General features: G+C 39.1%; 29 protein-coding genes. 23 read left to right on the top strand and 6 right to left on the bottom strand.

The annotated features are described in order from the left end of the window. The first annotated feature begins 297 nt into the window (after positions 1 to 297). From D8863_RS01975 to D8863_RS01985, 3 genes are read left to right on the top strand one after another with little or no spacing between them, the layout of a single operon-like run. A complete protein-coding gene (locus D8863_RS01975; RefSeq protein WP_000121156.1) occupies positions 298 to 939 on the top strand; it encodes an amino acid ABC transporter permease in 642 nt (213 codons plus the stop codon). A gap of 10 nt (positions 940 to 949) precedes the next feature. Further along, on the top strand, positions 950 to 1,579 hold the full coding sequence (locus D8863_RS01980) for an amino acid ABC transporter ATP-binding protein (protein WP_000891744.1): 630 nt from the start codon (positions 950 to 952) through the stop codon (positions 1,577 to 1,579). A gap of 15 nt (positions 1,580 to 1,594) precedes the next feature. Further along, a complete protein-coding gene (locus D8863_RS01985; RefSeq protein ID WP_125440928.1) occupies positions 1,595 to 2,434 on the top strand; it encodes an amino acid ABC transporter substrate-binding protein in 840 nt (279 codons plus the stop codon). A gap of 226 nt (positions 2,435 to 2,660) precedes the next feature. Here D8863_RS01985 and lysS read toward each other — a convergent pair whose 3' ends face one another. The 5 genes from lysS to D8863_RS02010 all read right to left on the bottom strand — a co-directional run bounded on the left by lysS (position 2,661) and on the right by D8863_RS02010 (position 7,144). Continuing rightward, positions 2,661 to 4,151: a lysine--tRNA ligase gene (gene lysS, locus D8863_RS01990; protein WP_000102439.1), complete on the bottom strand. Its 1,491-nt coding sequence runs from the start codon at positions 4,149 to 4,151 to the stop codon at positions 2,661 to 2,663. A 138-nt stretch (positions 4,152 to 4,289) separates the two neighbouring features. Further along, the gene (locus tag D8863_RS01995) at positions 4,290 to 4,913 is read right to left on the bottom strand and encodes a histidine phosphatase family protein (protein WP_125414787.1); all 624 of its coding nucleotides are present in this window, start codon (positions 4,911 to 4,913) and stop codon (positions 4,290 to 4,292) included. Continuing rightward, the gene (locus D8863_RS02000; RefSeq protein WP_125414785.1) at positions 4,913 to 5,395 is read right to left on the bottom strand and encodes an aminoacyl-tRNA deacylase; all 483 of its coding nucleotides are present in this window, start codon (positions 5,393 to 5,395) and stop codon (positions 4,913 to 4,915) included. The genes D8863_RS01995 and D8863_RS02000 overlap by 1 nt, the downstream gene beginning before the upstream one ends. Beyond that, positions 5,395 to 6,237 (bottom strand): DUF368 domain-containing protein, encoded by an 843-nt coding sequence (locus D8863_RS02005; protein ID WP_125414791.1) that lies wholly within the window; start codon positions 6,235 to 6,237, stop codon positions 5,395 to 5,397. The genes D8863_RS02000 and D8863_RS02005 overlap by 1 nt, the downstream gene beginning before the upstream one ends. Positions 6,238 to 6,343: 106 nt before the next feature. Further along, positions 6,344 to 7,144, bottom strand: coding sequence for a glycoside hydrolase family 25 protein (locus D8863_RS02010; RefSeq protein WP_125440929.1), 801 nt, complete (start codon positions 7,142 to 7,144; stop codon positions 6,344 to 6,346). 155 nt (positions 7,145 to 7,299) lie between these two features. On the opposite strand from D8863_RS02010, the gene glmU reads away from it, so the two are divergent. The 7 genes from glmU to D8863_RS02045 all read left to right on the top strand — a co-directional run bounded on the left by glmU (position 7,300) and on the right by D8863_RS02045 (position 13,283). Continuing rightward, positions 7,300 to 8,679: a bifunctional UDP-N-acetylglucosamine diphosphorylase/glucosamine-1-phosphate N-acetyltransferase GlmU gene (glmU, locus tag D8863_RS02015; protein WP_125440930.1), complete on the top strand. Its 1,380-nt coding sequence runs from the start codon at positions 7,300 to 7,302 to the stop codon at positions 8,677 to 8,679. A gap of 9 nt (positions 8,680 to 8,688) precedes the next feature. Next, positions 8,689 to 9,234, top strand: a complete 546-nt coding sequence (locus D8863_RS02020; RefSeq protein WP_125440931.1) for an NUDIX hydrolase — start codon at positions 8,689 to 8,691, stop codon at positions 9,232 to 9,234. A gap of 11 nt (positions 9,235 to 9,245) precedes the next feature. After that, a complete protein-coding gene (gene macP, locus D8863_RS02025) occupies positions 9,246 to 9,557 on the top strand; it encodes a cell wall synthase accessory phosphoprotein MacP (RefSeq protein ID WP_000517872.1) in 312 nt (103 codons plus the stop codon). Between the two features lie 15 nt (positions 9,558 to 9,572). Continuing rightward, entirely contained in the window at positions 9,573 to 10,265 is a 693-nt protein-coding gene (locus tag D8863_RS02030; RefSeq protein WP_125440932.1) for a 5'-methylthioadenosine/adenosylhomocysteine nucleosidase, read from the top strand. A gap of 76 nt (positions 10,266 to 10,341) precedes the next feature. Further along, complete coding sequence (gene rocS, locus D8863_RS02035) at positions 10,342 to 10,836, top strand: chromosome segregation protein RocS (protein WP_000021252.1); 495 nt, start codon at positions 10,342 to 10,344, stop codon at positions 10,834 to 10,836. An 81-nt stretch (positions 10,837 to 10,917) separates the two neighbouring features. Beyond that, positions 10,918 to 11,511, top strand: coding sequence for a 3'-5' exonuclease (locus D8863_RS02040; RefSeq protein WP_049550403.1), 594 nt, complete (start codon positions 10,918 to 10,920; stop codon positions 11,509 to 11,511). Between the two features lie 8 nt (positions 11,512 to 11,519). Then, positions 11,520 to 13,283 (top strand): glycerophosphoryl diester phosphodiesterase membrane domain-containing protein, encoded by a 1,764-nt coding sequence (locus D8863_RS02045; protein WP_125440933.1) that lies wholly within the window; start codon positions 11,520 to 11,522, stop codon positions 13,281 to 13,283. A 38-nt stretch (positions 13,284 to 13,321) separates the two neighbouring features. On the opposite strand, the gene D8863_RS02050 is transcribed toward D8863_RS02045, so the two are convergent. Then, positions 13,322 to 13,621, bottom strand: coding sequence for a YbaB/EbfC family nucleoid-associated protein (locus tag D8863_RS02050; RefSeq protein ID WP_000981515.1), 300 nt, complete (start codon positions 13,619 to 13,621; stop codon positions 13,322 to 13,324). A gap of 439 nt (positions 13,622 to 14,060) precedes the next feature. On the opposite strand from D8863_RS02050, the gene D8863_RS02055 reads away from it, so the two are divergent. The 13 genes from D8863_RS02055 to lacD all read left to right on the top strand — a co-directional run bounded on the left by D8863_RS02055 (position 14,061) and on the right by lacD (position 25,110). Then, entirely contained in the window at positions 14,061 to 14,768 is a 708-nt protein-coding gene (locus D8863_RS02055) for an IspD/TarI family cytidylyltransferase (RefSeq protein ID WP_125391032.1), read from the top strand. 4 nt (positions 14,769 to 14,772) lie between these two features. Continuing rightward, the gene (locus tag D8863_RS02060; protein ID WP_044020846.1) at positions 14,773 to 15,795 is read left to right on the top strand and encodes a ribitol-5-phosphate dehydrogenase; all 1,023 of its coding nucleotides are present in this window, start codon (positions 14,773 to 14,775) and stop codon (positions 15,793 to 15,795) included. 16 nt (positions 15,796 to 15,811) lie between these two features. Further along, positions 15,812 to 16,669 (top strand): phosphotransferase family protein, encoded by an 858-nt coding sequence (locus tag D8863_RS02065; protein WP_125414779.1) that lies wholly within the window; start codon positions 15,812 to 15,814, stop codon positions 16,667 to 16,669. A gap of 1 nt (position 16,670) precedes the next feature. Continuing rightward, on the top strand, positions 16,671 to 17,549 hold the full coding sequence (locus D8863_RS02070; protein ID WP_044020845.1) for a DMT family transporter: 879 nt from the start codon (positions 16,671 to 16,673) through the stop codon (positions 17,547 to 17,549). 11 nt (positions 17,550 to 17,560) lie between these two features. After that, entirely contained in the window at positions 17,561 to 18,250 is a 690-nt protein-coding gene (locus D8863_RS02075; RefSeq protein WP_101799984.1) for a sugar phosphate nucleotidyltransferase, read from the top strand. A gap of 190 nt (positions 18,251 to 18,440) precedes the next feature. Next, complete coding sequence (locus tag D8863_RS02080; RefSeq protein ID WP_000521979.1) at positions 18,441 to 18,917, top strand: PTS sugar transporter subunit IIA; 477 nt, start codon at positions 18,441 to 18,443, stop codon at positions 18,915 to 18,917. A gap of 37 nt (positions 18,918 to 18,954) precedes the next feature. Continuing rightward, positions 18,955 to 19,260, top strand: a complete 306-nt coding sequence (locus tag D8863_RS02085; protein ID WP_000590551.1) for a PTS sugar transporter subunit IIB — start codon at positions 18,955 to 18,957, stop codon at positions 19,258 to 19,260. Positions 19,261 to 19,314: 54 nt separating this feature from the next. Further along, positions 19,315 to 20,790 (top strand): PTS galactitol transporter subunit IIC, encoded by a 1,476-nt coding sequence (locus tag D8863_RS02090; RefSeq protein WP_125440934.1) that lies wholly within the window; start codon positions 19,315 to 19,317, stop codon positions 20,788 to 20,790. Between the two features lie 107 nt (positions 20,791 to 20,897). Beyond that, positions 20,898 to 21,794, top strand: coding sequence for an aldose 1-epimerase family protein (locus D8863_RS02095; protein ID WP_125440935.1), 897 nt, complete (start codon positions 20,898 to 20,900; stop codon positions 21,792 to 21,794). Between the two features lie 271 nt (positions 21,795 to 22,065). Then, positions 22,066 to 22,491: a galactose-6-phosphate isomerase subunit LacA gene (gene lacA, locus D8863_RS02100; protein WP_000029281.1), complete on the top strand. Its 426-nt coding sequence runs from the start codon at positions 22,066 to 22,068 to the stop codon at positions 22,489 to 22,491. 148 nt (positions 22,492 to 22,639) lie between these two features. Beyond that, entirely contained in the window at positions 22,640 to 23,155 is a 516-nt protein-coding gene (lacB, locus tag D8863_RS02105) for a galactose-6-phosphate isomerase subunit LacB (protein ID WP_001216921.1), read from the top strand. A gap of 10 nt (positions 23,156 to 23,165) precedes the next feature. Beyond that, positions 23,166 to 24,095, top strand: a complete 930-nt coding sequence (locus tag D8863_RS02110; protein ID WP_125440936.1) for a tagatose-6-phosphate kinase — start codon at positions 23,166 to 23,168, stop codon at positions 24,093 to 24,095. Position 24,096: 1 nt separating this feature from the next. Next, positions 24,097 to 25,110 carry a tagatose-bisphosphate aldolase gene (lacD, locus tag D8863_RS02115; protein ID WP_125440937.1) on the top strand — a complete coding sequence of 338 codons (1,014 nt, stop codon included), beginning with the start codon at positions 24,097 to 24,099 and terminating at the stop codon, positions 25,108 to 25,110. Positions 25,111 to 25,198 lie beyond the last annotated feature (88 nt).

Here is a 25,198-nt window from a genome sequence, read left to right on the forward strand (position 1 = left end):
TCTTTTTTTATATCTCTAGAGGTAAGAAGTGAATGAGAGAAAACATAGTTCTGTATCAATGAAATCTTTATAGATATTTGATAAAAGAATTTGATCATTGTTCTCTCAGAATTAGAAGTTAAACCTATATTCTCGTCTAGAATCCTTATAATTCTTCTAATTTTTTAAGATGATATCTCGCACGGATTTCTTAGATAAAGGTGTATAGTTCAAGAATTATAGAATTTTTTTACAAAAACTCTTGCTAAATTGTTTATTTATGCTATAATAGGAACAATAATTTTTAGGAGGTGCAGTATGTCTTATATGTTTGAGATATTACCAAGTTTATTGAACGGTGCAAGTATGACTCTTCAAGTCTTTGCTCTGGTCTTGATCTTTTCAATTCCTTTGGGTATTGTCGTTGCCTTTGCTTTACAAGTCCGCTGGAAACCCCTCCATTATCTGATTGACCTTTATATTTGGGTGATGCGAGGGACTCCCTTGCTCTTGCAATTAATCTTTATTTACTATGTGCTCCCTAGCATTGGGATTCGTTTAGATCGTTTGCCTGCTGCTGTGATTGCTTTTGTACTGAACTATGCAGCCTACTTTGCTGAAATCTTTCGTGGTGGGATTGAAACCATTCCTAAAGGTCAATATGAGGCTGCTAAGGTCTTGAAGTTTAGTCCTTTTGACACAGTGCGCTATATTATTTTGCCTCAGGTTACAAAGATTGTCTTACCGAGCGTCTTTAATGAAATTATGAGTTTGGTCAAGGATACTTCATTGGTCTATGCCCTTGGGATTTCAGATTTGATTTTGGCTAGTCGGACAGCAGCCAATCGAGATGCCAGTCTTGTTCCTATGTTTTTAGCTGGAGCGATTTATTTGATTATGATTGGTCTTGTAACCATTGTAGCGAAAAAACTTGAGAAGAAGTACAGTTATTACAGATAGGAGGATTGCTATGTTAGAATTACGAAATATCAACAAGGCCTTTGGTGGCAAACAAATCTTAACCAACTTCAGCCTATCTATTCCCGAAAAGCAAATCCTTGCAATCGTAGGTCCATCAGGAGGCGGCAAGACAACCCTATTACGTATGTTAGCTGGATTGGAAACCATCGATTCGGGGGAAATCTACTATAACGGCGAATCGTTAGCTATAGACGAACTAGAAAAGCGCAATCTTCTGGGATTTGTTTTCCAAGATTTTCAACTCTTTCCGCATTTGTCAGTTCTAGATAACTTAACTCTGTCGCCCATAAAAACGATGAGCATGGAGAAGGAAGTTGCTGAGAAGAAGGCGCGTGGTTTATTAGAACAACTTGGGTTAGCAGGACATGCAGATGCCTTTCCTTTCTCACTTTCAGGTGGGCAAAAACAACGGGTGGCTTTAGCTCGCGCTATGATGATAAACCCAGAAATTATTGGATATGATGAGCCTACATCAGCCTTAGATCCAGAATTGCGATTAGAAGTAGAAAAACTTATCCTTCAAAATAAAGAGCGTGGGATGACTCAGATTGTTGTGACCCACGATCTTCAGTTTGCGGAAAACATTGCTGATCAGATTCTTAAGGTTGATCCAAAGTAGGAGTAGGAGGTGCCTATGAAGAGAAAGAAAATTGCCCTTGTACTTGCTCTGTTCTTTAGCTTCTTCCTGACGGCTTGTACTCAGAAGGCAAGTGATCCAAATCAGGATAATTGGGCCAAATATCAAAAGCAGGGTAGCATTACTATTGGCTTTGACAATACCTTTGTTCCCATGGGATTTGAGGAGAAGAATGGCCAGTATGCAGGTTTTGATATTGACCTAGCCCAAGCTGTTTCTGAGAAGCTAGGAATTCAGATTAAATTTCAACCCATCGACTGGGATATGAAAGAAACCGAACTACAAAATGGTACCATTGATGCCATCTGGAATGGCTATACAGCTACAGATGAACGGAAAGAGAAGGTTGCTTTTACCATTCCATATATGGAAAATCAACAAGTTTTGGTCTCTAAAAAGTCTCAAAATATCCACTCAATTCAGGATATGACTGACAAAGTTTTAGGGGCCCAGGCTGGATCTTCTGGTTATTTGAATTTTGAAGGACAACCCGAACTACTCAAGAATCGAGTGAAAGACCAGAAGGCTAATCAATACCAAAGTTTCAATGAAGCCTTAATTGATTTGAAAAATGATCGGATTGATGCCTTGTTGATTGACCGGGTATATGCCAATTATTATCTCCAGTCTGAAGGAATATTAAATGACTACAATGTCTTTTCAGCTGGATTTGAAAGTGAAGCTTTTGCAGTGGGTGTTAGACCTGCTGATAAAACTTTGCTAGCTGCTCTGAATCAAGCCTTTATCTCACTATACCAAGAAGGAAAATTTCAGGCAATCAGTCAGAAGTGGTTTGGGGAAGATGTAGCCACCAGTCAAGTTAAAAATCAAGAATAAGAAAAGAGATTGAGTTTTTCCTCAGTCTCTTTTTGCATCGAAAAATCCTCTGGCAAGTACCAGAGGATAAGAGCTTATACTCAATGAAAATCAAATAGCAAACTAGGAAGCTAGCCGCAGGCTGCTCAAAGCACTGCTTTGAGGTTGTAGATAGAACTGACGAAGTCAGTAACCATACATACGTCAAGGAAACGCTGACGTGGTTTGAAGAGATTTTCGAAGAGTATTATTTCATTGTTGGAAAGAGCAATACATCACGGATAGTAGTTGTATCAGTGAGGAGCATGCAGAGACGGTCGATACCGATACCCAAACCACCTGTTGGTGGCATACCGTATTCAAGAGCCTCGATGTAGTCGTAGTCGATACCTGTTGCTTCATCGTCACCAAGTTCTTTAGCTTTTGCTTGGGCTTCGAAACGGCTAAGCTGGTCGATTGGGTCGTTCAACTCAGTAAAGGCATTACCGTACTCCTTAGTCATGATGAAGAGCTCGAAACGGTCAGTAAAGCGTTCGTCTTCAGGATTTTTCTTAGCGAGTGGAGACACAGCTACTGGATGACCATAGACAAAGGTTGGTTGAATCAAGGTTTCTTCAACGAACTCTTCAAAGAAGGCGTTGATAATGTGACCAACTTCAGTGTAGTGTTTTTCAACTGGAACTTTCTTCTCAGTAGCGATAGCTTTTGCTTCTTCAAAAGTCATGTCTTGCCAGAAATCAACACCAGTAATTTCCTTGATAGCATCTACCATGTGAACACGTTTAAATGGTTCGTTGATCTTAATTTCAGTACCTTGATAGTTAACTGGACCATCACCCTTAACTGCCTTAGCAGCGTGTTGGATAATACCTTCCGTCAAGTCCATGATATCTTGGAAGTCTGCATAAGCTTGGTAAACTTCGATAGAAGTAAACTCAGGGTTATGAGTAGCGTCCATTCCTTCGTTACGGAAGATACGACCAATCTCATAGACGCGTTCCATACCACCAACGATAAGACGTTTTAAGTGAAGCTCGGTCGCGATACGAAGCACCATGTCAATGTTTTGGGCATTGTGGTGGGTGATAAATGGACGAGCAGCAGCACCACCAGCTTCATTGTGAAGAACAGGTGTTTCCACTTCAAGGAAACCTTTTTGATCTAGATAACGACGGATTTCAGAGATGATTTTTGAACGAGTGACAAAGCGCTCAAAGCTTTCACGGTTAGAAATCAAGTCAAGGTAACGTTTACGATAAATTGTTTCAACGTCAGTCAAACCGTGGAATTTCTCTGGAAGTGGGCGAAGTGCTTTAGACAAGTGTGTGATGTGAGTTGCCTTGATAGAGAGCTCACCCATATCAGTACGCATGACTTCACCTTCGACACCAAGGAAGTCACCAAGGTCAGCTTTTTTGAAGATTTCGTAGTTTTCTTCACCAACTTCATCTTTACGAACGTAGATTTGGATTTGACCTTCTCGGTCTTGAAGATGGGCAAAGCCGACTTTCCCTTTTCCACGTTTGGTTACTAAGCGTCCAGCGATAGTAGCAGTTTCATTTAATTCATGTAATTGTTCTTTATCAAGTTCTGCAAATTTGTCTTTTAGTTCTTGAGAGTTAGCAGTACGTTCAAAACGTTTTCCGAAGGGATCGATTCCTTGTTCACGGAGCGCAGCCATTTTTTCACGGCGAACGATCTGCTGGTCATTTAGTTCTTCCATATGTTCTGTAGACATGGGTTCCTCCTAATTTTACTCAAAATTTGATACGATGAGTCATTTTTTGCGATACTCCCATTTTATCATAAATAGCAGAGAAATTCACGGATATTCTTTGAAAACTAAAAAGAACTTGACTATTAAGATCAAGTTCCATTATTTTTTTTGATAGGAAGTGTCATTCCATCTTTCTAGAGTGAAGGTTTCAAAATCATCGGTCTCTAAAACTGTCAGACTAGCATTGGCCAAGCCTCCTTCTTTGCGGAGGTGAGCCTCTTTATAGCCTAAAAGTGTACGAAGGCTAGCAGTGAGATTGGCCCCATGCCCGACAATCAGAATTCTTTCAGCCGGACTTTCTTTCAGAGATTTGATAAACTGAATGGTTCGCTGAGTCGTAGAGTAGAGAGATTCAGCTTCAAACATCCTCGTATCAAACTGAGCCAGATTAGAGCGAAAGGCCTTGATTTGTTGTGGGTAGATGGCATTGAGCGTAGCAATTTTTAATCCCTCTAGTTTGCCAAGTTGCCATTCACGTAGGTCAGGAATGCTCTTCAAAGGACAAGGGGATTGGAGTTGACTCTGGATAATTTCAGCAGACTTAACTGCTCTGGGTAAATCACTAGAATAAATCGTATCAAAATGAATTTCATTGAGATGTTGACCCAGTTGTTTTAGGATGTCAATGGACTCTGAAAGAAGGGGAGAGTCGCCGCTAGCACCTTGAAAACGTCCTTCAAGATTCCAGACAGTCCGACCATGACGGACAAAATAGAGTTTCATCAGTTGTTTTCCTCCAAGATATCAGCAAAGTCTGCTTTTACAAAGCTGGCTAAGTCTTGAGGTCGGATGATGATACTATGCCCGACTTCTCCAGCAGAGACGATCATTTTTTCCAAATCCAAAGCAGTCTGATCAATAAAAATAGGATAATTGTGTTTTTGGCGAATGCCGACGGGGTTATTAGCCCCATGAATATAGCCTGTCGTTTTTTCTAGGTCTTTTTGTGGAATCATGCTCACTTTTTTATTACCAGAAACCTTTGCTAGTTTTTTCTCAGCGAGGTGTTCTGTTATGGGAACGATTCCGATGATTGGCCCCGTTTTGTCCCCTAATAGAGCCAAGGTTTTAAAGATATGAGTTCGATCATATTCCGAAGGAAGTTCTCCCTCAAGCGCGTTGATTTGAATCCCTGTGTGCTCAATACCCGCCTTGGTCAAGATTTGTTCGACCAAGGTTTTCTTAATCTTCACTTTCTTTGCCATTATTTATACTTATCCTCCAATTGACTCATCCAGATACCAAGCCAAATTCCAAGCGCAAAGAAGAAGGCGATGAGAACATAGCTCACAATAGAAAGTCCAGTATATTGGATACTTTCAGCATTTCCAGCATTTGGAATCAAAATCAAGAGAGTGCTTGACAGCACAATCCCAATAATAAAGTGATAAACACGGGAGTGGTAGTTGTTCAAGGCATGGTCCATTAATTTTGAAAAGATAATAAGAGTTGCTCCTGCACCAATCCCGATAGGAAGGAAGGTACCAAATAAATCAAAGGTCTTAAAGCCAGTTAGCATCGGAGCGTACAATCCTAAAATCAAGAGTAGATTTGACGGACTTAAACCAGGCACTAAGACACCAAGCGCTAAAAGAACACCCGCTAAGATGAAACTAGCGAAACTAGCACTGAGAGAACCAACAACAAAGTTTAGCGCGTAGAGCCCGACTCCTGAAAGGATAAAGGTGGTCCAGAACCAGACTAGGTCAATCTTATCCCGATCAGATTCTCGAGTAGACTCTTTAAGGAGGCTAGGAACCGTACCGATGATAGCTCCAGCAAAACTCCATAAAACATAGACCTGGTAATTTTCTAGCAGATACTCGATTGGATAAGAAAACAAACCAATTCCGAGTAGCATCCCGATAGCTACTGGGATAAAGTAAAGGACATTCTCTTTAAAATCCTTAAAGGGATGAGCCAGAAAGCTAATCATTCGCTCGTAAATTCCCAAAATAGCTGCTAAAACACCGCCAGAAATTCCAGGTAGGATAAATCCTAAGGCGATGACGATTCCTTTAATAACTCTTGCAATCCATGAAAACATCATAAAATCCTCAATTTCATAAAATTCTTTCTCTATTCTATCAATTATAACACAGACGAGAAGAAAATGAAAAAACAAGTGAAAAAGAGAGCAATTTTCACTTGTCTTATGGTCTTAAAAATAGTTTTCTGAAGGTTTCTTCTTTTTCCTTCAAGGTAGAAATAAGATTAATATCTAAATGGTGTTCAAATCCAGCAATTCTTCCTTTTGAAGTATACTGATGGAGGTCATAGTCTAGATCAGTATTAGGCGTGGTTTCAAAGTAACCTGAATTCGTTCCATAAGATGGAATCCAGACAGCAGAGAACTTATCTGTATTGATACTATGCTCTTTCATGAAATAAACACCGATGTAAATTCCGATATTTTTGGCGCCAAGAGCTTCTAGTTTAGCCCTAAAAGCTTCAACACCTTCGTTCATATCGGACATTGTTTTTTCTTCAACATCGAGCCAATAGTAACTAGGGTTGTATGGAGAAGCAGCATTGTAGAAAACCTCAGCAGCTTTTTCCATTTCTTTCTTACTAGTACCTGCTAGATAGGCATAAACAGCAACTGGAACATTCCGTTTTTGAAATTCTGAAATATGATTTATATAGGCTTTATCGACACCATTGGCATAGGCGGCATTATTTGTTTCAGTATGCTGACCCCCATTGTGGACACGAACAATAACACCAGAAATATTTTGAGATAAGGTATCGTAGTTGATTTCCTCAGGTATTTGCCAGCCAGAGACGTCAATAATAGGTTTGTCAAGATTATGCAAGGCCTGATTTTCAACCTGGACTGCATTGGGTTTTGACTTGACAGGATGGTCTTCATAAGTTGGTCTATTGAGGATCAAAATAGCTATAAATATAGTAAATAAAGTAAAAATAATAGCTGGATGAATCTTTTTTATCATATTTAAATAGTTTAACGTAAATAGATAAAAAAATCAAAGAAAACATCGGAAAAAGTGAATATATGGGTGTCTTTTCCCTATTTCTCTATTTGTTTACTCCTAAGAAACTAAATTATGGTATAATATAAGGGAATTTCTAGAGAAAAGAGAAGATTATGTCAAATTATGCCATTATTTTAGCAGCGGGTAAAGGTACTCGTATGAAATCAGATCTTCCAAAGGTACTTCATAAAGTAGCTGGAATTTCGATGTTGGAACATGTTTTTCGTAGTGTTGGTGCTATTCAACCTGAAAAAACAGTTACTGTAGTTGGTCACAAGGCAGAGCTAGTTGAGCAAGTATTAGCCGGTCAGACAGACTTTGTTACCCAATCAGAACAACTAGGAACTGGGCATGCTGTCATGATGGCAGAGCCTATTCTCCAAAATCATACTGGCCACACCTTGGTTATCGCTGGAGATACTCCTCTGATCACAGGTGAAAGCTTGAAGAACCTCTTGGATTTCCATATCAATCACAAAAATGTGGCGACGATTTTAACAGCTGAAGCAGCTGATCCTTTTGGATATGGTCGTATCGTCCGTAACGATAATGCTGAAGTTCTTCGTATTGTTGAGCAGAAAGATGCCACAGACTTTGAAAAGCAAATTAAGGAAATCAATACAGGAACTTATGTATTTGACAATGAACGTCTTTTTGAAGCTCTTAAAAACATCAACACCAACAATGCCCAAGGTGAGTACTATATTACTGACGTGATTGGTATTTTCCGTAATGCGGGTGAAAAGGTTGGGGCATATACTCTCAAGGATTTTGATGAAAGTCTTGGGGTAAATGACCGTGTAGCTCTTGCAACTGCGGAAGCAGTGATGCGTCGCCGTATCAACCAAAAGCATATGGTTAATGGTGTTAGCTTTGTCAATCCTGAAGCAACTTACATCGACATTGATGTTGAGATTGCTCCCGAAGTCCAAATCGAAGCTAATGTTACCTTGAAAGGTCAAACGAAGATTGGTGCTGAGACTGTTTTGACAAACGGTACTTATGTAGTGGATAGCACTATCGGAGCTGGGGCTGTGATTACGAATTCCATGATTGAGGAAAGTACGGTTGCAGATGGCGTGACTGTAGGTCCTTATGCCCATATCCGACCAGGTTCAAGTCTGGCTGCTCAAGTTCACATTGGAAATTTTGTTGAAGTAAAAGGATCTTCAATCGGTGAAAATACCAAGGCGGGTCATTTGACTTATATTGGAAACTGTGAAGTGGGTAGCAACGTTAATTTCGGTGCAGGAACCATTACAGTCAACTACGATGGCAAAAATAAATACAAAACTGTCATTGGCAATAATGTCTTTGTTGGATCAAACTCAACTATTATTGCTCCTGTAGAACTTGGGGATAATTCTCTGGTTGGAGCGGGTTCAACCATTACCAAGAATGTTCCTGCTGATGCCATTGCTATCGGCCGTGGACGTCAGGTCAACAAAGATGAATATGCGACTCGCCTCCCTCATCATCCAAAGAACCAGTAGGAGTCTGTCATGGAATTTGAAGAAAAAACGATTAGTCGGAAGGAAATCTATCAAGGTCCTATCTTTAAATTGGTGCAAGATCAGGTTGAGCTACCAGAAGGAAAGGGTACTGCCCAACGTGACTTGATTTTTCACAATGGAGCTGTTTGTGTACTAGCTGTGACAGCCGAGGACAAAATCGTTCTCGTTAAGCAATACCGAAAAGCTATCGAGGCGGTTTCTTATGAGATTCCTGCTGGTAAACTAGAACTTGGTGAAAATGCTGATCCAATGGCGGCGGCCCTTCGTGAATTGGAAGAAGAAGTTGCCTACACGGCTAAGTTAGAGCTGATATACGATTTCTATTCTGCGATTGGATTTTGTAATGAAAAACTAAAACTCTACCTTGCTAGTGATTTGGTCAAGGTGGAAAATCCTCGCCCGCAAGACGATGATGAAACCTTGGAAGTTCTAGAAGTGAGTCTAGAGGCGGCCAAGAACCTGATCCAGTCAGGTCATATCTGTGATGCCAAGACCATTATGGCAATTCAGTACTGGGAACTACAAAAGAAATAGAGGAGAAACCCATGGGAAAACCTTTATTAACAGACGAAATGATTGAACGTGCCAACCGAGGTGAGAAAATCTCAGGACCACCTCTTCAAGATGATGAGGAAACAAAGATCCTACCAACGTCTTCACAACATTTTGGTTATTCACGCTCTAGAGACCACGGTTTTAGTCAAGATACCTTAACAATCGAAGTAGAGCCAACGATTCATAAGAGTCGCCGCATTGAGAATACCAAGAGAAATGTTTTTAATTCGAAACTCAATCGTATCTTGTTTGCAGTCATCCTACTTTTGATTTTGTTAATTTTAGCGATGAAACTCTTGTAATTGAAAGGACTTGAAATGAAAATTGGAATCATTGCTGCCATGCCAGAAGAGCTCCTATATTTGACTCAGAATTTGGACAAACATCAAGAAGTCCAAGTCCTCGGAAATACTTACTACACTGGCTCTGTTGGCAATATAGAAGTCGTTCTAGTTCAGAGTGGGATTGGAAAGGTCATGTCGGCTATGAGTGTAGCTATTCTAGCTGACCATTTTCAAGTAGAAGCTATCATCAACACAGGATCAGCAGGTGCTCTTGCAGATGGGATTGCTGTTGGTGATGTCGTGATTGCAGATAGACTAGCTTACCATGATGTGGATGTGACTGCTTTTGGCTATGCTTATGGCCAAATGGCGCAACAACCGCTTTATTTTGAATCAGACAAAACCTTTGTAGCCAAAATCCAAGAGAGTCTATCTCAGTTAGAACAGACCTGGCACCTAGGCTTGATTGCTACAGGAGATAGCTTTATAGCTGGAGATGATAAGATTACTAGTATCAAATCCCACTTCCCTGATGTTTTAGCAGTTGAAATGGAAGGAGCTGCCATTGCTCAAGCGGCTCAGTCTCTTAATTTACCGTTCCTAGTCATTCGTGCTATGAGTGACAATGCCAATCACGAAGCCTCTATCTCTTTTGATGAGTTTATTATCGAAGCTGGACGTCGTTCTGCCCAAGTCTTACTAACCTTTTTAAAGGCCTTGGATTAAGCGGAAATTTGACAGTTTATCTAGCTTATGATAAGATTTAAATAAAGAAAAGCTAGAAAACGTTTCAGAGGATATTATGAGTATTGAAATGACCGTCAGTGAGATTGCAGAGGTCTTAGGACTATCTCGTCAAGCAATCAACAATCGTGTCAAAGAACTTCCAGAAGAGGACACGAAAAAAAATGACAAAGGTGTAACTGTAGTTACTCGAAGTGGCTTGATCAAGCTAGAAGAAATCTATAAAAAAACAATTTTTGAAGATGAGCCTGTCAGTGATGATGTCAAACAACGTGAACTGATGGAAATCTTGGTCGATGAGAAAAATGCTGAAATTCTTCGTTTGTACGAGCAGCTCAAGGCCAAAGATCGCCAATTATCAGAAAAAGATGAACAGATGCGAATCAAAGACCGACAGATTGCTGAAAAGGACAAACAGTTGGACCAACAGCAACAGTTAACTCTTCAAGCGATGAAAGATCAAGAAACCTTGAAACTCGAGTTGGACCAAGCAAAAGAAGAAGTCCAAGCAACCAAAAAAGGCTTTTTTGCTCGCCTTTTTGGAGGAAAATAAAGAAGCTGTTTGGGTTACTCATTAACCTAATGGCTTCTTTTATTGTTTATAGTTTAGTTTGGGTAGTAATTGAGGTAAATAATGGAAAAATTAAGAGATTATATCGCCTTTGATTTGGAATTCAATCAACACGAGGGGGTTACCCATCTAATTCAAGTATCGGCAGTCCGCTTTCAAGATGGACAAGAAAGTGCTGCTTTTGATTCTTATGTTCATACTACAGCACCATTGAAGAGTTTTATCAATGGTTTGACTGGAATCACAGCTGAAACCTTGAAAGATGCGCCAAAAGTAGAACAAGTTTTAAAGGACTTTCAAGAATTCGTTGGCGACATACCTATCGTTGGTTACAATGCAGCTAAGAGTGATTTACCTATTCTCTTGGAGCATGGTATTGATTATCGTGACCAGTATAAGGTTGATCTATATGAGGAGGCTTTTGAACGCCGTAGTTCTGATCTACACGGCATAGCCAATCTTAAATTGCAAACTGTAGCGAATTTTTTAGGCTTTCACGGGAAGTCTCATAACAGTTTAGAGGATGCCCGCATGACGGCGCGTGTTTACGAAGCTTTTTTGGAATCGGATGAAGGAAAGCTATTAATAGAAGACCAGAGTAGTTTTTCGATGAATAATCCTTTTGGTGGCTTAGATTTATCCCAATTTTTAGACTAGGAGTGCCTATGAAACCTGAAAAACCTAAAAAGCTAGGTTTTAGGAAGATATACTATAACCTAGATAAGATTTTATTTCTATTTTTCTTGATATTTATGATGGTTGAGTTTGTCTGGCTACCATTAAATTCGTGGATTGCTGGCATTCTTCTGAGACAAACCGGTTATTTGTTTATCTCCTACAATAACTTTTGGGCGATTATACAAGGCTCGCCTTTTATCAGTTTAGCCTTTCTCATCTTAATTGCAATCAATCTCCTGGTTGCCTATTTCCAGATTTGTCTTTTGTTTATCGGGGCTCGTCACCTTCTCTATCATGAAAAGAGAACTTTAATTGAGTACAGTAGAAAAGTATTTCACCAGAGCTTTCTATTCGTTAAGCGATTGAGCTTTTGTAAGATGGCCTTTGTCTTTTTTTACATTGCTATGCTTTTCCCGTTCATCCGTAAGATTTTAAAAATCTACTACCTCAACAAGATTATTATCCCTGATTTTATTGTGAATTATTGGGAAGGTAAGCATTGGCTGGTAGGTCTGATGATCATAGCATCCGCTTGGATCTTTCTCTACATCTCTGTCCGATTTATGTTTGCCCTTCCTAAGATTCTCTTTGAAAGAAAGACCGTAAGAGAAAGTGTGAAATATAGTCTCAAAAAGACAAAGAAAAATGTCCTTTTCTACTCTTGGCATCTCTTGCTCATTATCATTAAAACCTATCTCTTCTTCTTTGGTTTGTTAATTCCTTTGCTTTTTGCGCAAGCAGTGATGGATAATCTCACTCAAAAAGAGTCCTTGATTCTCGGTGTGATTAATTTTGTCTTGATTAAAAATTTCCATTACATGACCCTGACTTATTTCCTAGTGAAGTTTGTTTCCTTCCTTACAGGAGAGGAGTTGGAGATCATGCCAAGGCGAAAGAAAGATCATCTGATGAGATGGGGTGTCATGGGGTGTGCAAGCATCATCTTTGCCATAGAAGGCTACGTTTATCTGGAATCTCCGGATACCAATACACCTTTAGTGATTTCGCACAGAGGAGTAAGTAATAAAAACGGTGTTCAAAATACTGTGCAGTCTTTAGAAAAAACAGCTCAACTAAAACCAGATCTTATCGAAATGGATGTGCAGGAAACGAAAGACGGTCAGTTCGTGATGATGCACGATGCTAACCTAAAAAATTTAACAGGTATTAATGCTACGCCGCAAGATTTGACTCTGGATGAATTAACAAATACAGATATTTACGAGAATGGTTATCAAACAAAGATTTCAAGCTTTGATGCCTATTTAGAGCGTGCAAATGCTTTAAACCAAAAATTGCTGATTGAGATTAAAACCAGTAAAAAAGATAGTCCGCAAATGATGGACCATTTCCTCGAAAAGTATGGGGCGACTATCAAGAAATATGGGCATCAGATGCAATCACTAGACTATCATGTGATTGATAAAGTGTTGACTTATGATTCTGAAATTCCAGTTTACTTTATTCTTCCCTATAACAGTATCTTCCCAAGAACCAAGGCAACGGGTTACACTATGGAGTACTCAACTTTGGATGAATACTTTGTCAATAAACTCTGGACAACTGATCAGAGACTCTATGTTTGGACCGTAAATGGTTCGGAGGCATTTGATAAAGCAGTTCGTCTCGGCGCAGATGGCATGATAACGGATGATCTTGAAATGGTCCAGTCACAAGTTACAATGGCTCAAGACGATCCGGAATATACGGAATTACTCTTAAAGAAAGCAATGGAATTCTTTGATTTCTAAGAAAAAAAGAGAAACAGATGTTTCTCTTTTTTTGTGGATTAGAAAGGCAATTTTCCAGCGAAAGCTCCTAGTTTCTTCTTAGTCGTTTCATCAATTTGTTCAAGAGCAGCATTAATTGCTTGCGCAGTCATGTCAGAAAGTGTTTCGAGATCTTCTGGATCTACAACTGCTGGGTTGAAGTCAATGCTGACAACTTTTTTGTCTCCAGTCAAAGTTGCTTGGACAAGGTCCTGGGCTGATTTTCCAACAAATTCCATGGCAGCGAGTTCTGCTTGGCTTTGTTCCATTTGTTTTTGAAGTTTTTGTGCTTGGCGCATCATGTTTTGCATATTCATCATAGCAGTTTACAGTTTCCTTTTTTCTATTTTTTTCTTTTTTATTTTATCAATTTTAGGGGCAAAAGTCTATTATTTGTTTAATTCATGAGATATATGAGCTTTTATAATGATTCCCTCAAACAACTTTTAAGAGATTTACTATGGACATCCAGTATCCTTTGCTAAACAAATAATTTCATTTAAGCTTTCTTTAAGGTTTCTATTATATTCTAAAGAACTCTATATTAACCGAACGTTGAATGAATAATATAGAGGATAACCTAAATTTATTTCTTAATTTCTTATGGTCTTTACAGATTTAGTAATATATTGTTCATTTTTTACCTTAAATGGTGTGTTGATTAGACTAAATGACGCTCTGTCTTTTCTTCATGATGGAGGCAGATTATGATATAATAGATAGTAATGAGTTTTTAGAATAAACTAAAGGAGAATATAAATGATCTATGCAGGAATCCTAGCCGGAGGAACTGGCACACGCATGGGAATCAGTAATTTACCAAAACAATTCTTGGAGTTGGGTGATCGTCCTATTTTGATCCACACAATTGAAAAATTCGTCTTAGAACCAAGTATTGAAAAAATTGTAGTTGGAGTTCATGGAGACTGGGTGTCACACGCTGAGGACCTAGTTGACAAGTATCTTTCTCTCCACAAGGATCGTATCATCATTACCAAGGGTGGTGCTGATCGCAATACCAGTATCGAGAAGATTATAGAAGCCATTAATGCCTATCGTCCAATCACTCCAGAAGATATCGTGGTTACCCACGACTCTGTTCGCCCCTTTATCACACTTCGCATGATTCAGGACAATATCAAACTCGCCCAAAATCATGATGCGGTTGACACAGTAGTAGAAGCGGTTGATACCATTGTTGAAAGTACAAATGGTCAGTTTATCACGGATATTCCAAATCGTGCTCACCTCTATCAAGGTCAAACACCTCAGACATTCCGTTGCAAGGATTTCATGGATTTGTATGGTTCCCTATCTGATCAAGAAAAGGAAATCCTGACGGATGCATGTAAAATTTTTGTTATCAAAGGAAAGGATGTTGCTCTAGCTAAAGGGGAATATTCAAACCTTAAAATCACAACGGTGACAGACTTGAAAATCGCGAAAAGCATGATTGAGAAAGACTAAGGCTATGATTAATCAAATTTATCAACTGACCAAACCAAAGTTTATCAATGTAAAATATCAAGAAGAGGATATTGATCAGGAGAATCATATCCTGATTCGTCCAAATTATATGGCGGTTTGTCATGCGGATCAACGTTACTATCAAGGGAAGCGTGATCCAAAGATATTGGCTAATAAACTTCCTATGGCCATGATTCATGAGTCTTGTGGAACTGTTATTTCAGATCCGACTGGGACTTATGAAGTCGGTCAAAAGGTAGTTATGATTCCCAATCAACCGCCTATGCAGAGTGACAAGGAGTTCTACGAGAACTACATGACCGGAACCTACTTCCTATCAAGTGGTTATGATGGCTTTATGAGAGAATTTGTCTCTCTTCCAAAAGATCGTGTTGTGTCTTATAATGACATTGAGGACACAGTTGCAGCCATTACTGAGTTTGTGAGTGTTGGTATGCATGCCATGGATCGTTTCTTGCATCTTGGTCATAGTAAGCGAGAGCGCATTGCTGTTATCGGAGATGGTAGTTTGGCCTTTGTTGTTGCAAATATTATCAATTATACCTTGCCAGAAGCAGAGATTATCGTCTTTGGTCGCCATTGGGAAAAACTAGAGCTCTTCTCTTTTGCAAAAGAGTGCTATATTACTGATAATATCCCAGAGGATTTGACCTTTGATCATGGGTTTGAGTGTTGCGGTGGCGATGGTACAGGCCCAGCTATCAATGACTTGATTCGCTATATTCGTCCACAGGGAACGATTCTCATGATGGGAGTGAGTGAATACAAGGTTAATATCAATACACGAGATGCTTTGGAAAAAGGATTGTTATTAGTAGGATCATCTCGCTCAGGACGCGTCGATTTTGAGAAGGCCATTCAAATGATGGAAGTTAAAAAGTTTGCAAATCGTCTGAAGAATATCCTTTATGTTGAAGAACCAGTGAGAGAAATCAAGGACATTCACCGTGTCTTTGCTACAGACCTAAATACTGCTTTCAAAACAGTATTTAAGTGGGAAGTGTAGAAGATGGAGGTTAATTGTGGAGAAACTCATCAAAGAAAAAATTTCTTCTTTACTATCTGATGAAGAGGAAGTACTCAGTGTTGAACAACTGGGAGGCATGACCAATCAGAACTATTTGGTTAAAACAACCAACAAACAGTATATTGTGAAATTTTTTGGTAAAGGGACTGAAAAACTCATCAATCGTCAAAATGAAAAGTATAATCTTGAACTTTTAGAGGATTTAGATTTAGATGTTAAAAATTATCTCTTTGATATTGAGTCAGGGATCAAAGTAAATGAATACATCGAATCAGCAGTAACTCTTGATTCAACATCAATCAAGTCCAAGTTTGAAAAGATTGCACCAATTTTACAAACCATCCATGCTTCAGGGAAAGAATTAAGAGGAGAATTTGCTCCTTTTGAGGAAATCAGCAAATATGAATCCTTGATTGAGGGACCTATCCCTTATGAAAACTATGAAGCTGTAAGAAAAGATGTATTTTCACTAGAAAAGAGATTGGCTGATTTGGGTGTTGATAGAAAGTCCTGTCACATCGATTTGGTACCAGAAAACTTTATCGAGTCACCACAAGGACGCATGTATTTGATCGACTGGGAATACTCTTCTATGAATGACCCAATGTGGGATTTGGCAGCTCTTTTCTTAGAGTCTGAATTTACAAAGCAAGAGGAAGATGATTTCCTTTCCTACTATGAAAGTGACAAAACGCCTGTATCACGTGAGAAGATTCGTATCTATAAAATCTTGCAAGATACTATATGGAGTTTGTGGACAGTGTACAAAGAAGCTCAAGGGGCTGATTTTGGAGATTACGGTGTCAATCGTTACCAAAGAGCTGTCGAAGGTTTGACTTATTATGGAGGTTAGGATGAAGAATAAAAATGGTGTTTCCTTTGGTCTGCTCTCTGGAATTTTCTGGGGATTAGGTCTAACGATTAGTGCTTATATCTTTTCAATTTTTACAAATCTTTCGCCTTTTGTGGTGGCTGCCGCTCATGATTTCTTGAGTATCTTTATCTTGTTAGCTTTTCTTTTGGTAAAAGAAAGAAAAGTTCGTCTCTCGATTTTCTTAAATATTCGAAATGTAAGTGTAATTATCGGAGCTTTACTAGCAGGACCTATTGGTATGCAGGCCAATCTTTATGCGGTTAAATATATTGGTAGTTCTCTAGCTTCATCTGTATCGGCTATTTACCCAGCAGTTTCAGTTTTACTAGCCTTCTTCATTTTGAAACACAAGGTTTCAAAGAATACAGTATTCGGTGTTTTCTTGATTATTGCAGCTATCATTGCTCAAACCTACAAGGTTGAACAAGTAAACTCGTTTTACATTGGGATTCTTTGTGCCCTTATCTGTGCCATTGCCTGGGGGAGTGAAAGTGTTCTCAGCTCCTATGCTATGGAAAGTGATTTAAGTGAAATTGAGGCCTTGCTAATTCGACAAGTAACCTCATTCTTGTCCTATCTTGTGATTGTGCTCTTTTCTCACCATTCATTTGCAGAAGTGGCAGATGGGCAATTATTCGGCCTCTTGATTGTCTTTGCGGCCTTTAATATGATTTCCTACTTAGCTTATTATATCGCCATTAATCGTTTGCAACCTGCGAAAGCAACAGGTTTGAATGTGAGCTATGTAGTCTGGACTGTCTTATTTGCAGTTATTTTCTTGGGTGCACCGCTAGATATGCTGACAATCATCACTTCACTTATTGTTATGGCTGGTGTTTATATTATTATTAAAGAATAAAGGAGATTCGTGTGAAAGCGATTATTTTGGCAGCGGGTTTAGGAACTCGTCTGCGCCCTATGACTGAAAATACCCCAAAAGCTTTGGTTAAGGTTAATCAAAAACCCTTGGTAGAATACCAAATCGAGTTTTTGAAAGAGAGAGGAATTGATGAGATTATCATCGTTGTCGGTTACCTCAAAGAACAATTTGACTACCTAAAAGAAAAATATGGTGTTCGTTTAGTCTTTAACGACAAGTATGCTGATTACAATAACTTTTACTCACTTTATCTAGTAAAAGAAGTTTTGGCTAACAGCTACGTCATCGATGCAGATAACTATCTTTTCAAAAATATGTTTCGAAACGATCTTAAACGTTCTACTTATTTTAGCGTTTATCGTGAAGACTGTACCAACGAGTGGTTCTTGGTTTACGGTGATGACTACAAGGTTCAAGACATTATTGTTGACAGCAAGGCTGGTCGCATTCTGAGCGGAGTATCATTCTGGGATGCACCAACTGCTGAGAAGATTGTTGGCTTTATTGACAAAGCTTACGAAAGTGGTGAATTTGTTGATCTCTACTGGGACAACATGGTTAAGGATAATATCAAAGAATTGGATGTCTATGTCGAAGAATTAGAAGGAAATAGCATCTATGAAATTGATAGTGTAAAAGATTACCATAAGTTAGAAGAGATTTTATCTACTATTAAGTAAGGAAAGAGAAGAAGGCTTGGGCCTTCTTTTTTTGTGTATTTTATAACAAGAATGTTTGATATTGATTGTATTCTTTAAATAAAACAAAAATTACAAAAAAATGAACAAAATAAAACAAAAATTATTGACAACGATTTCATATAGTGTTATACTTATTACATAAAAGATAATTGAAAGAAGGGAAAATGTTATGGGATTAGATCATTTCTTTGACAAAAACCTGGTGTTTTGCTTAGAAGCGGATAATCAAGAACAACTCTTTGATCAGGTAGCAAGCTTGTTGGAAGAACGAGAAATTGTAACTCCAACTTATCGTGAAGCCTTGATCACGCGTGAAAAGTCATTTCCAACTGGCTTAGATATGGAATTTCTAGGTAAGGACTTGCCAAATGTAGCGATTCCTCATACAGATATTGTTCATAATCTAGCTGAGAAAGTAGTGGTTGTTCGATTAGAAAAACCAGTAACTTTTCACAATATGATTGCTCCTGATAAGGAAGTAGAAGTATCCCTACTCTTCTTTATCATTAACAACTCAAGTTCAAGTCAAACAAATATTCTGGCTCAGTTGATGGACTTTTTCACAGGAAATGGACATCTGGAAGATTTATCAAAAATTTCCGAACCAGAAAAACTTTATGCTTACATTGCTGAAGCAACCGCTTAATCTTGTCTATTAAAAAATAAAATCGGAGGAAATCCAAATGATTAAAATTCTTGCTGCCTGCGGTGCAGGTGTTAACTCAAGTCACCAAATTAAAAGTGCTCTAGAAGAAGAACTTTCAAACCGTGGTTATGATGTTCACTGCGATGCAGTCATGGTGAAAGATGTAAACGAAGACCTTATCAAGGGCTACGATATCTTTACACCAATCGCTGCAACTGACCTTGGTTTTGAACCAGGCATTCCAGTAATTGAAGCTGGACCAATCTTGTTCCGTATTCCAGCGATGAGCGCTCCAGTATTTGACAATATTGAAGCAGCTATCAAAGAACACGGACTAAGCTAATTTATTCTTTATCTTGTTAACATTCATATAACTAAAAAAACGGGAGGAACTATTATGGATGTCATTATCGAACTAGCCAATAAGCTGTTCAAACCTATCTTGGATATGGGTGGACCAATCATCATGCTGATCATTTTGACAGTATTGGCTCTGCTTTTTGGAGTGAAATTCTCCAAAGCGCTTGAAGGTGGTATCAAGCTTGCTATCGCCCTTACAGGTATCGGTGCTATCATCGGTATGCTCAACGGAGCTTTCTCAGCTTCACTTGCGAAATTCGTTGAAAATACTGGTATCCAATTGAACATCACCGACGTTGGTTGGGCACCACTTGCTACAATCACTTGGGGATCTGCTTGGACACTTTACTTCTTGCTTGTAATGTTGATTGTCAACGTTGTGATGCTTGCTATGAAGAAAACGGACACACTAGATGTCGATATCTTCGATATCTGGCACTTGTCAATCACTGGTCTTTTGATCAAATGGTATGCTGACAACAACGGTGTAAGCCAAGGGGTTTCACTTTTCATCGCAACTGCAGCAGTTGTCCTTGTAGGTATTTTGAAGATCATCAACTCTGACTTGATGAAACCAACTTTCGACGACCTTCTTAACGCACCAAGTTCATCACCAATGACTTCAACACACATGAATTACATGATGAACCCAGTTATCATGGTTTTGGATAAGATTTTTGAAAAATTCTTCCCAGGTCTTGATAAATATGACTTTGATGCTGCTAAATTGAACAAAAAAATCGGTTTCTGGGGATCTAAATTCTTCATCGGTTTCATCCTTGGTATTGTTATCGGTTTGATGGGTACTCCACAACCTGTTGAAGGACTTAAAGATGCTGCAAACTGGCAAGAAGTTATTAAAGGTTGGTTGTCTCTTGGTTTGACAGCCGGTGTAGCTTTGGAACTCTTCTCACTTATCGGATCATGGTTCATCGCAGCCGTAGAACCACTTTCACAAGGTATTACAAACGTTGCTACTAAACGTCTTCAAGGACGTAAATTCAACATCGGTCTTGACTGGCCTTTCATCGCTGGTCGTGCTGAAATCTGGGCTTGTGCTAACGTACTTGCTCCAATCATGCTAGTAGAAGCTGTGCTTCTTTCTAATGTCGGTAATGGTATCTTGCCTCTTGCAGGTATCATCGCTATGGGTGTGACTCCAGCTCTCTTGGTTGTTACACGTGGTAAATTGCTCCGTATGATTATCTTCGGAACACTCTTGTTGCCTCTCTTCCTTCTTTCTGGTACTCTTATCGCACCATTTGCAACAGAACTTGCTAAAGGTGTAGGTGCCTTTCCTAAAGGTGTAGATAGTGCTCAATTGATTACTCACTCAACTCTTGAAGGACCAATTGAAAAACTATTTGGTTGGGCAATCGGTAATGCTACAACAGGTGATATCAAAGCAATCCTTGGTGCAGCAGCCTTCCTTGTATTCTATGTAGGTATCTTTGCTTGGTATAGAAAACAAATGATCAAACGTAACGAAGAATACGAAGCAAATGCTAAATAATTCGCTCCTATAAAATGTAAATTGTGAAAACTAGGTTGTTAATTTCCGACATTGGGAGTGGCAACCTAGTTTTTTATATAAATATCTAAAAATAGTTGGAGAACATTATGGTAATTGAAATCCAATCAGACCAGTTAACGGTCCAGTTTAAAACCTTAGGTGGCGCCTTGTCGTCGATCAAGGATCGAGAAGGCATTGAGTATCTGTGGCAAGGAGATGCCACTTACTGGAGTGGACAAGCGCCAGTACTTTTTCCAATCTGTGGCTCTTTGAGAAAAGATACAGCCTTCTACAGTCATGCAGATGGAACGGAGACGAAAGGAAACATTCCTCGTCATGGTTTGGTCCGTAAAAAAGAATTTGACTTAGTTGATCAAACAGAAAACAGCGTAACCTTTGCTATCGAAGATGATGAGAATACTTATCAAAACTATCCTTATCATTTCCGTCTTGAAATCACTTATCTAGTGACCGGCAAGACTGTTCGTACTCAATACAAAGTCTTCAATAAAGAAACTAGCAAGGTCATGCCTTACTTTATTGGTGGTCATCCAGGATTTAGCTGTCCTCTGCTAGAAGGCGAAACTTATGAAGATTACTATTTAGAGTTTGAGAAAGAAGAGACTTGCTCTGTTCCACGTCCTTTCCCAGAGACTGGACTCTTAGACTTCCAAGATAGAAGTCCATGGTTGGATTCGCAAAAGGAAGTGGATCTAAGTTACGATTTGTTTAGTGTTGATGCAGTGACTTTGGATGAGTTGCAATCCAGAACAATTGCCCTTCGTTCTCGTAAGCATGAGAAGGGATTAAAAGTACACTTCCAAGAGTTTTCAAATCTCATCATTTGGTCAACTTTGAATAAGGGACCTTTCATTGCCTTTGAACCTTGGTCTGGCTTGTCAACATCTCTTGAAGAAGGAGATCATTTAGAAGATAAGAAGAATGTTCGTCTCCTAGAACCTGGTCAAGTTGATCAGATTGGTTTTGAGATTGAAATCTTATAATTTTAAAAAATATAACACAAAAACAAACATTTTCTGTTGACTTTTACGTAAAAAAGGAGTATATTATGTTTGTAAACAACAAATGATGTTTGTAACAAACAAAAAATCACTTGTTATATTCTTTCTAGGAACTTGATTTCCTAGACTTGGATAAGCTATCGAACAGCTTATTCAATTAAGTTGTCAATAAACTGCTAGAAAGCCTTTTGTACTTATAATACTAGCTATAAAAGTCTTTACTGGCCTAGAAAAATAAAAAGGAGTATACAATATGTCTATTGTTATCGGTGCAGATGCTGCAGGTTTAAGATTGAAAGAAGTTGTGAAAGACTTCCTAGAAAAAGAAAACTTCCACGTAGTGGATGTTACAGCAGAAGGCCAAGACTTTGTCGATGTGACTCTTGCAGTTGCTTCGGAAGTGAACAAAGAAGAACAAAATCTTGGTATCGTGATTGACGCTTATGGTGCTGGTCCTTTCATGGTCGCAACTAAAATCAAAGGAATGGTTGCTGCAGAAGTTTCAGATGAACGTTCAGCTTATATGACTCGTGGACACAACAACTCACGTATGATCACTATGGGTGCACAACTTGTTGGTGACGAATTGGCCAAAAACATTGCTAAAGGTTTTGTTAATGGTAAATACGACGGTGGACGTCACCAAATTAGGGTCGATATGTTGAACAAAATGTGCTAATACTCTTCAAAAATCAAGATAATCTGTTGTCAGCTCACTTTAGCTAACCTCAGTTATGCTTGCAGCTCGCTTCCTAAGCTAATCTTGATTTTTATTGAGTAAGGATAAATGATATTAGATTTATATAATTAATCGGAGGGAATAACTAATGAGAATTGCAATTGGATGTGACCACATCGTAACAGATGAAAAAATGGCGGTTTCAGAATTTTTGAAATCAAAAGGATATGAAGTCATTGACTTTGGTACATATGACCACACACGTACTCACTACCCAATCTTTGGTAAAAAAGTTGGTGAAGCCGTTACAAGTGGTCAAGCTGATCTTGGGGTATGTATCTGTGGTACTGGTGTTGGTATCAACAACGCTGTAAATAAAGTTCCAGGAGTTCGTTCTGCCTTGGTTCGTGATATGACAACAGCACTTTATGCAAAAGAACAATTGAACGCCAATGTTATTGGTTTTGGTGGTAAAATCACTGGTGAATTGCTCATGTGCGACATCATTGAAGCTTTCATCAATGCTGAATACAAACCATCAGAAGAAAACAAAAAATTGATTGCGAAAATTGAGCACGTTGAAACTCACAATGCTCATCAAGCAGATGCAAACTTCTTTACAGAATTCCTTGAAAAATGGGATCGCGGTGAATACCACGACTAAGAGGTGACGCATGATTTTAACAGTCACAATGAATCCATCCATTGATATTTCTTATCCTTTGGATGAATTAAAAATTGACACTGTCAACCGTGTGGTGGACGTGACCAAGACAGCTGGTGGTAAAGGGCTCAATGTTACACGAGTGCTTTCAGAATTTGGTGATTCTGTTGTTGCTACCGGTTTGGTCGGTGGTAAACTTGGTGAGTTTTTAGTAGAGCATATCGATGATAAAGTAACGAAACGTTTCTTCTCCATTCAAGGAGAGACTCGTAACTGTATCGCTATTCTACACGGTGAAAATCAAACAGAAATCCTTGAAAAAGGTCCCGAAGTTCTTGAACAAGAAGGGGAAGATTTCTTGGCTCATTTCGAAAATCTTCTTGACACTGTGGAAGTAGTTGCTATCTCTGGTAGTCTGCCAGCAGGTCTTCCAGTTGATTACTATGCGAGCTTAGTAGAACTTGCTAATCGCGCAGGAAAACCAGTTGTTCTGGATTGCTCAGGTGCTGCCCTTCAGGAGGTTCTTGAATCACCACATAAACCAACAGTAATCAAACCAAATAACGAAGAATTGTCTCAGCTTCTTGGGAAAGAAGTTTCTGAGGATTTGGATGAATTAAAAGAAGTTCTACAAGAGCCTCTATTTGCAGGGATTGAGTGGATAATTGTTTCACTTGGTGCAAATGGTGCTTTTGCAAAACATGGGGACACTTTCTATAAAGTAGATATTCCAAGAATTCAGGTAGTCAATCCAGTTGGATCTGGAGATTCTACTGTGGCAGGGATTTCCTCAGGACTTCTTCATAAGGAATCTGATCTAGAACTCCTCATCAAGGCCAATGTCCTTGGTATGCTCAATGCTCAAGAAAAAATGACAGGTCATGTCAATATGGCCAACTATCAGGCTCTATATGATCAATTAATAGTAAAAGAGGTATAAAATGGCTTTAACAGAACAAAAACGTGCACGCTTAGAAAAACTTTCAGATGAAAATGGTATTATCTCAGCTCTTGCCTTTGACCAACGTGGTGCTTTGAAACGCCTCATGGCTCAATACCAAACAGAAGAGCCAACAGTGGATCAAATGGAAGAACTCAAAGTCTTGGTTGCAGATGAATTGACTAAATACGCTTCATCTATGCTTCTTGATCCAGAATATGGACTTCCAGCGACTAAAGCTCTTGATGAAAATGCTGGTCTTCTCCTTGCTTATGAGAAAACGGGTTATGACACAACTAGCACTAAACGCTTGCCTGACTGCTTGGATGTTTGGTCTGCCAAACGTATCAAAGAACAAGGTGCAGACGCTGTCAAATTCTTGCTTTACTACGATGTAGACAGCGCTGACGAACTCAACCAAGAAAAACAAGCTTACATCGAACGCATCGGTTCAGAGTGTGTGGCGGAAGACATTCCATTCTTCCTTGAAATCTTGGCTTACGATGAAAAAATCGCTGACGCAGGTTCTGCAGAATACGCCAAAGTAAAACCACACAAGGTTATCGGCGCTATGAAGGTCTTCTCAGACCCACGCTTTAACATTGATGTCTTGAAAGTGGAAGTTCCAGTCAACGTCAAATACGTTGAAGGCTTTGGCGATGGTGAAATCGTTCATACACGTGAAGAAGCAGCAGCCTTCTTCAAAGCACAAGATGAAGCGACTAACTTGCCGTATATCTACTTGAGTGCAGGTGTATCAGCCAAACTTTTCCAAGAAACACTTGTCTTTGCTCACGAATCAGGCGCAAACTTCAACGGTGTTCTTTGCGGCCGTGCAACTTGGGCTGGATCAGTTGAAGCCTACATCAAAGACGGTGAAGCAGCAGCTCGTGAATGGCTACGCACAACTGGATTTGAGAACATTGACGAACTCAACAAGGTTCTTCAAACAACAGCGACTTCATGGACTGAACGTGTAGAAGTTTTCCCCCTAATCTTAGGAACATTGATCTAAAAAAATTTAAAAAAAGTTGAATGTAAAGGTTTACAAAAAAACTGACTTGTGCTATACTTAAATCACAAGTTAATACAAGGTGAGTGTT

The sequence above is a fragment of the Streptococcus oralis genome (assembly GCF_003943825.1).
Taxonomy (GTDB): Bacteria; Bacillota; Bacilli; order Lactobacillales; family Streptococcaceae; genus Streptococcus; species Streptococcus oralis_CD.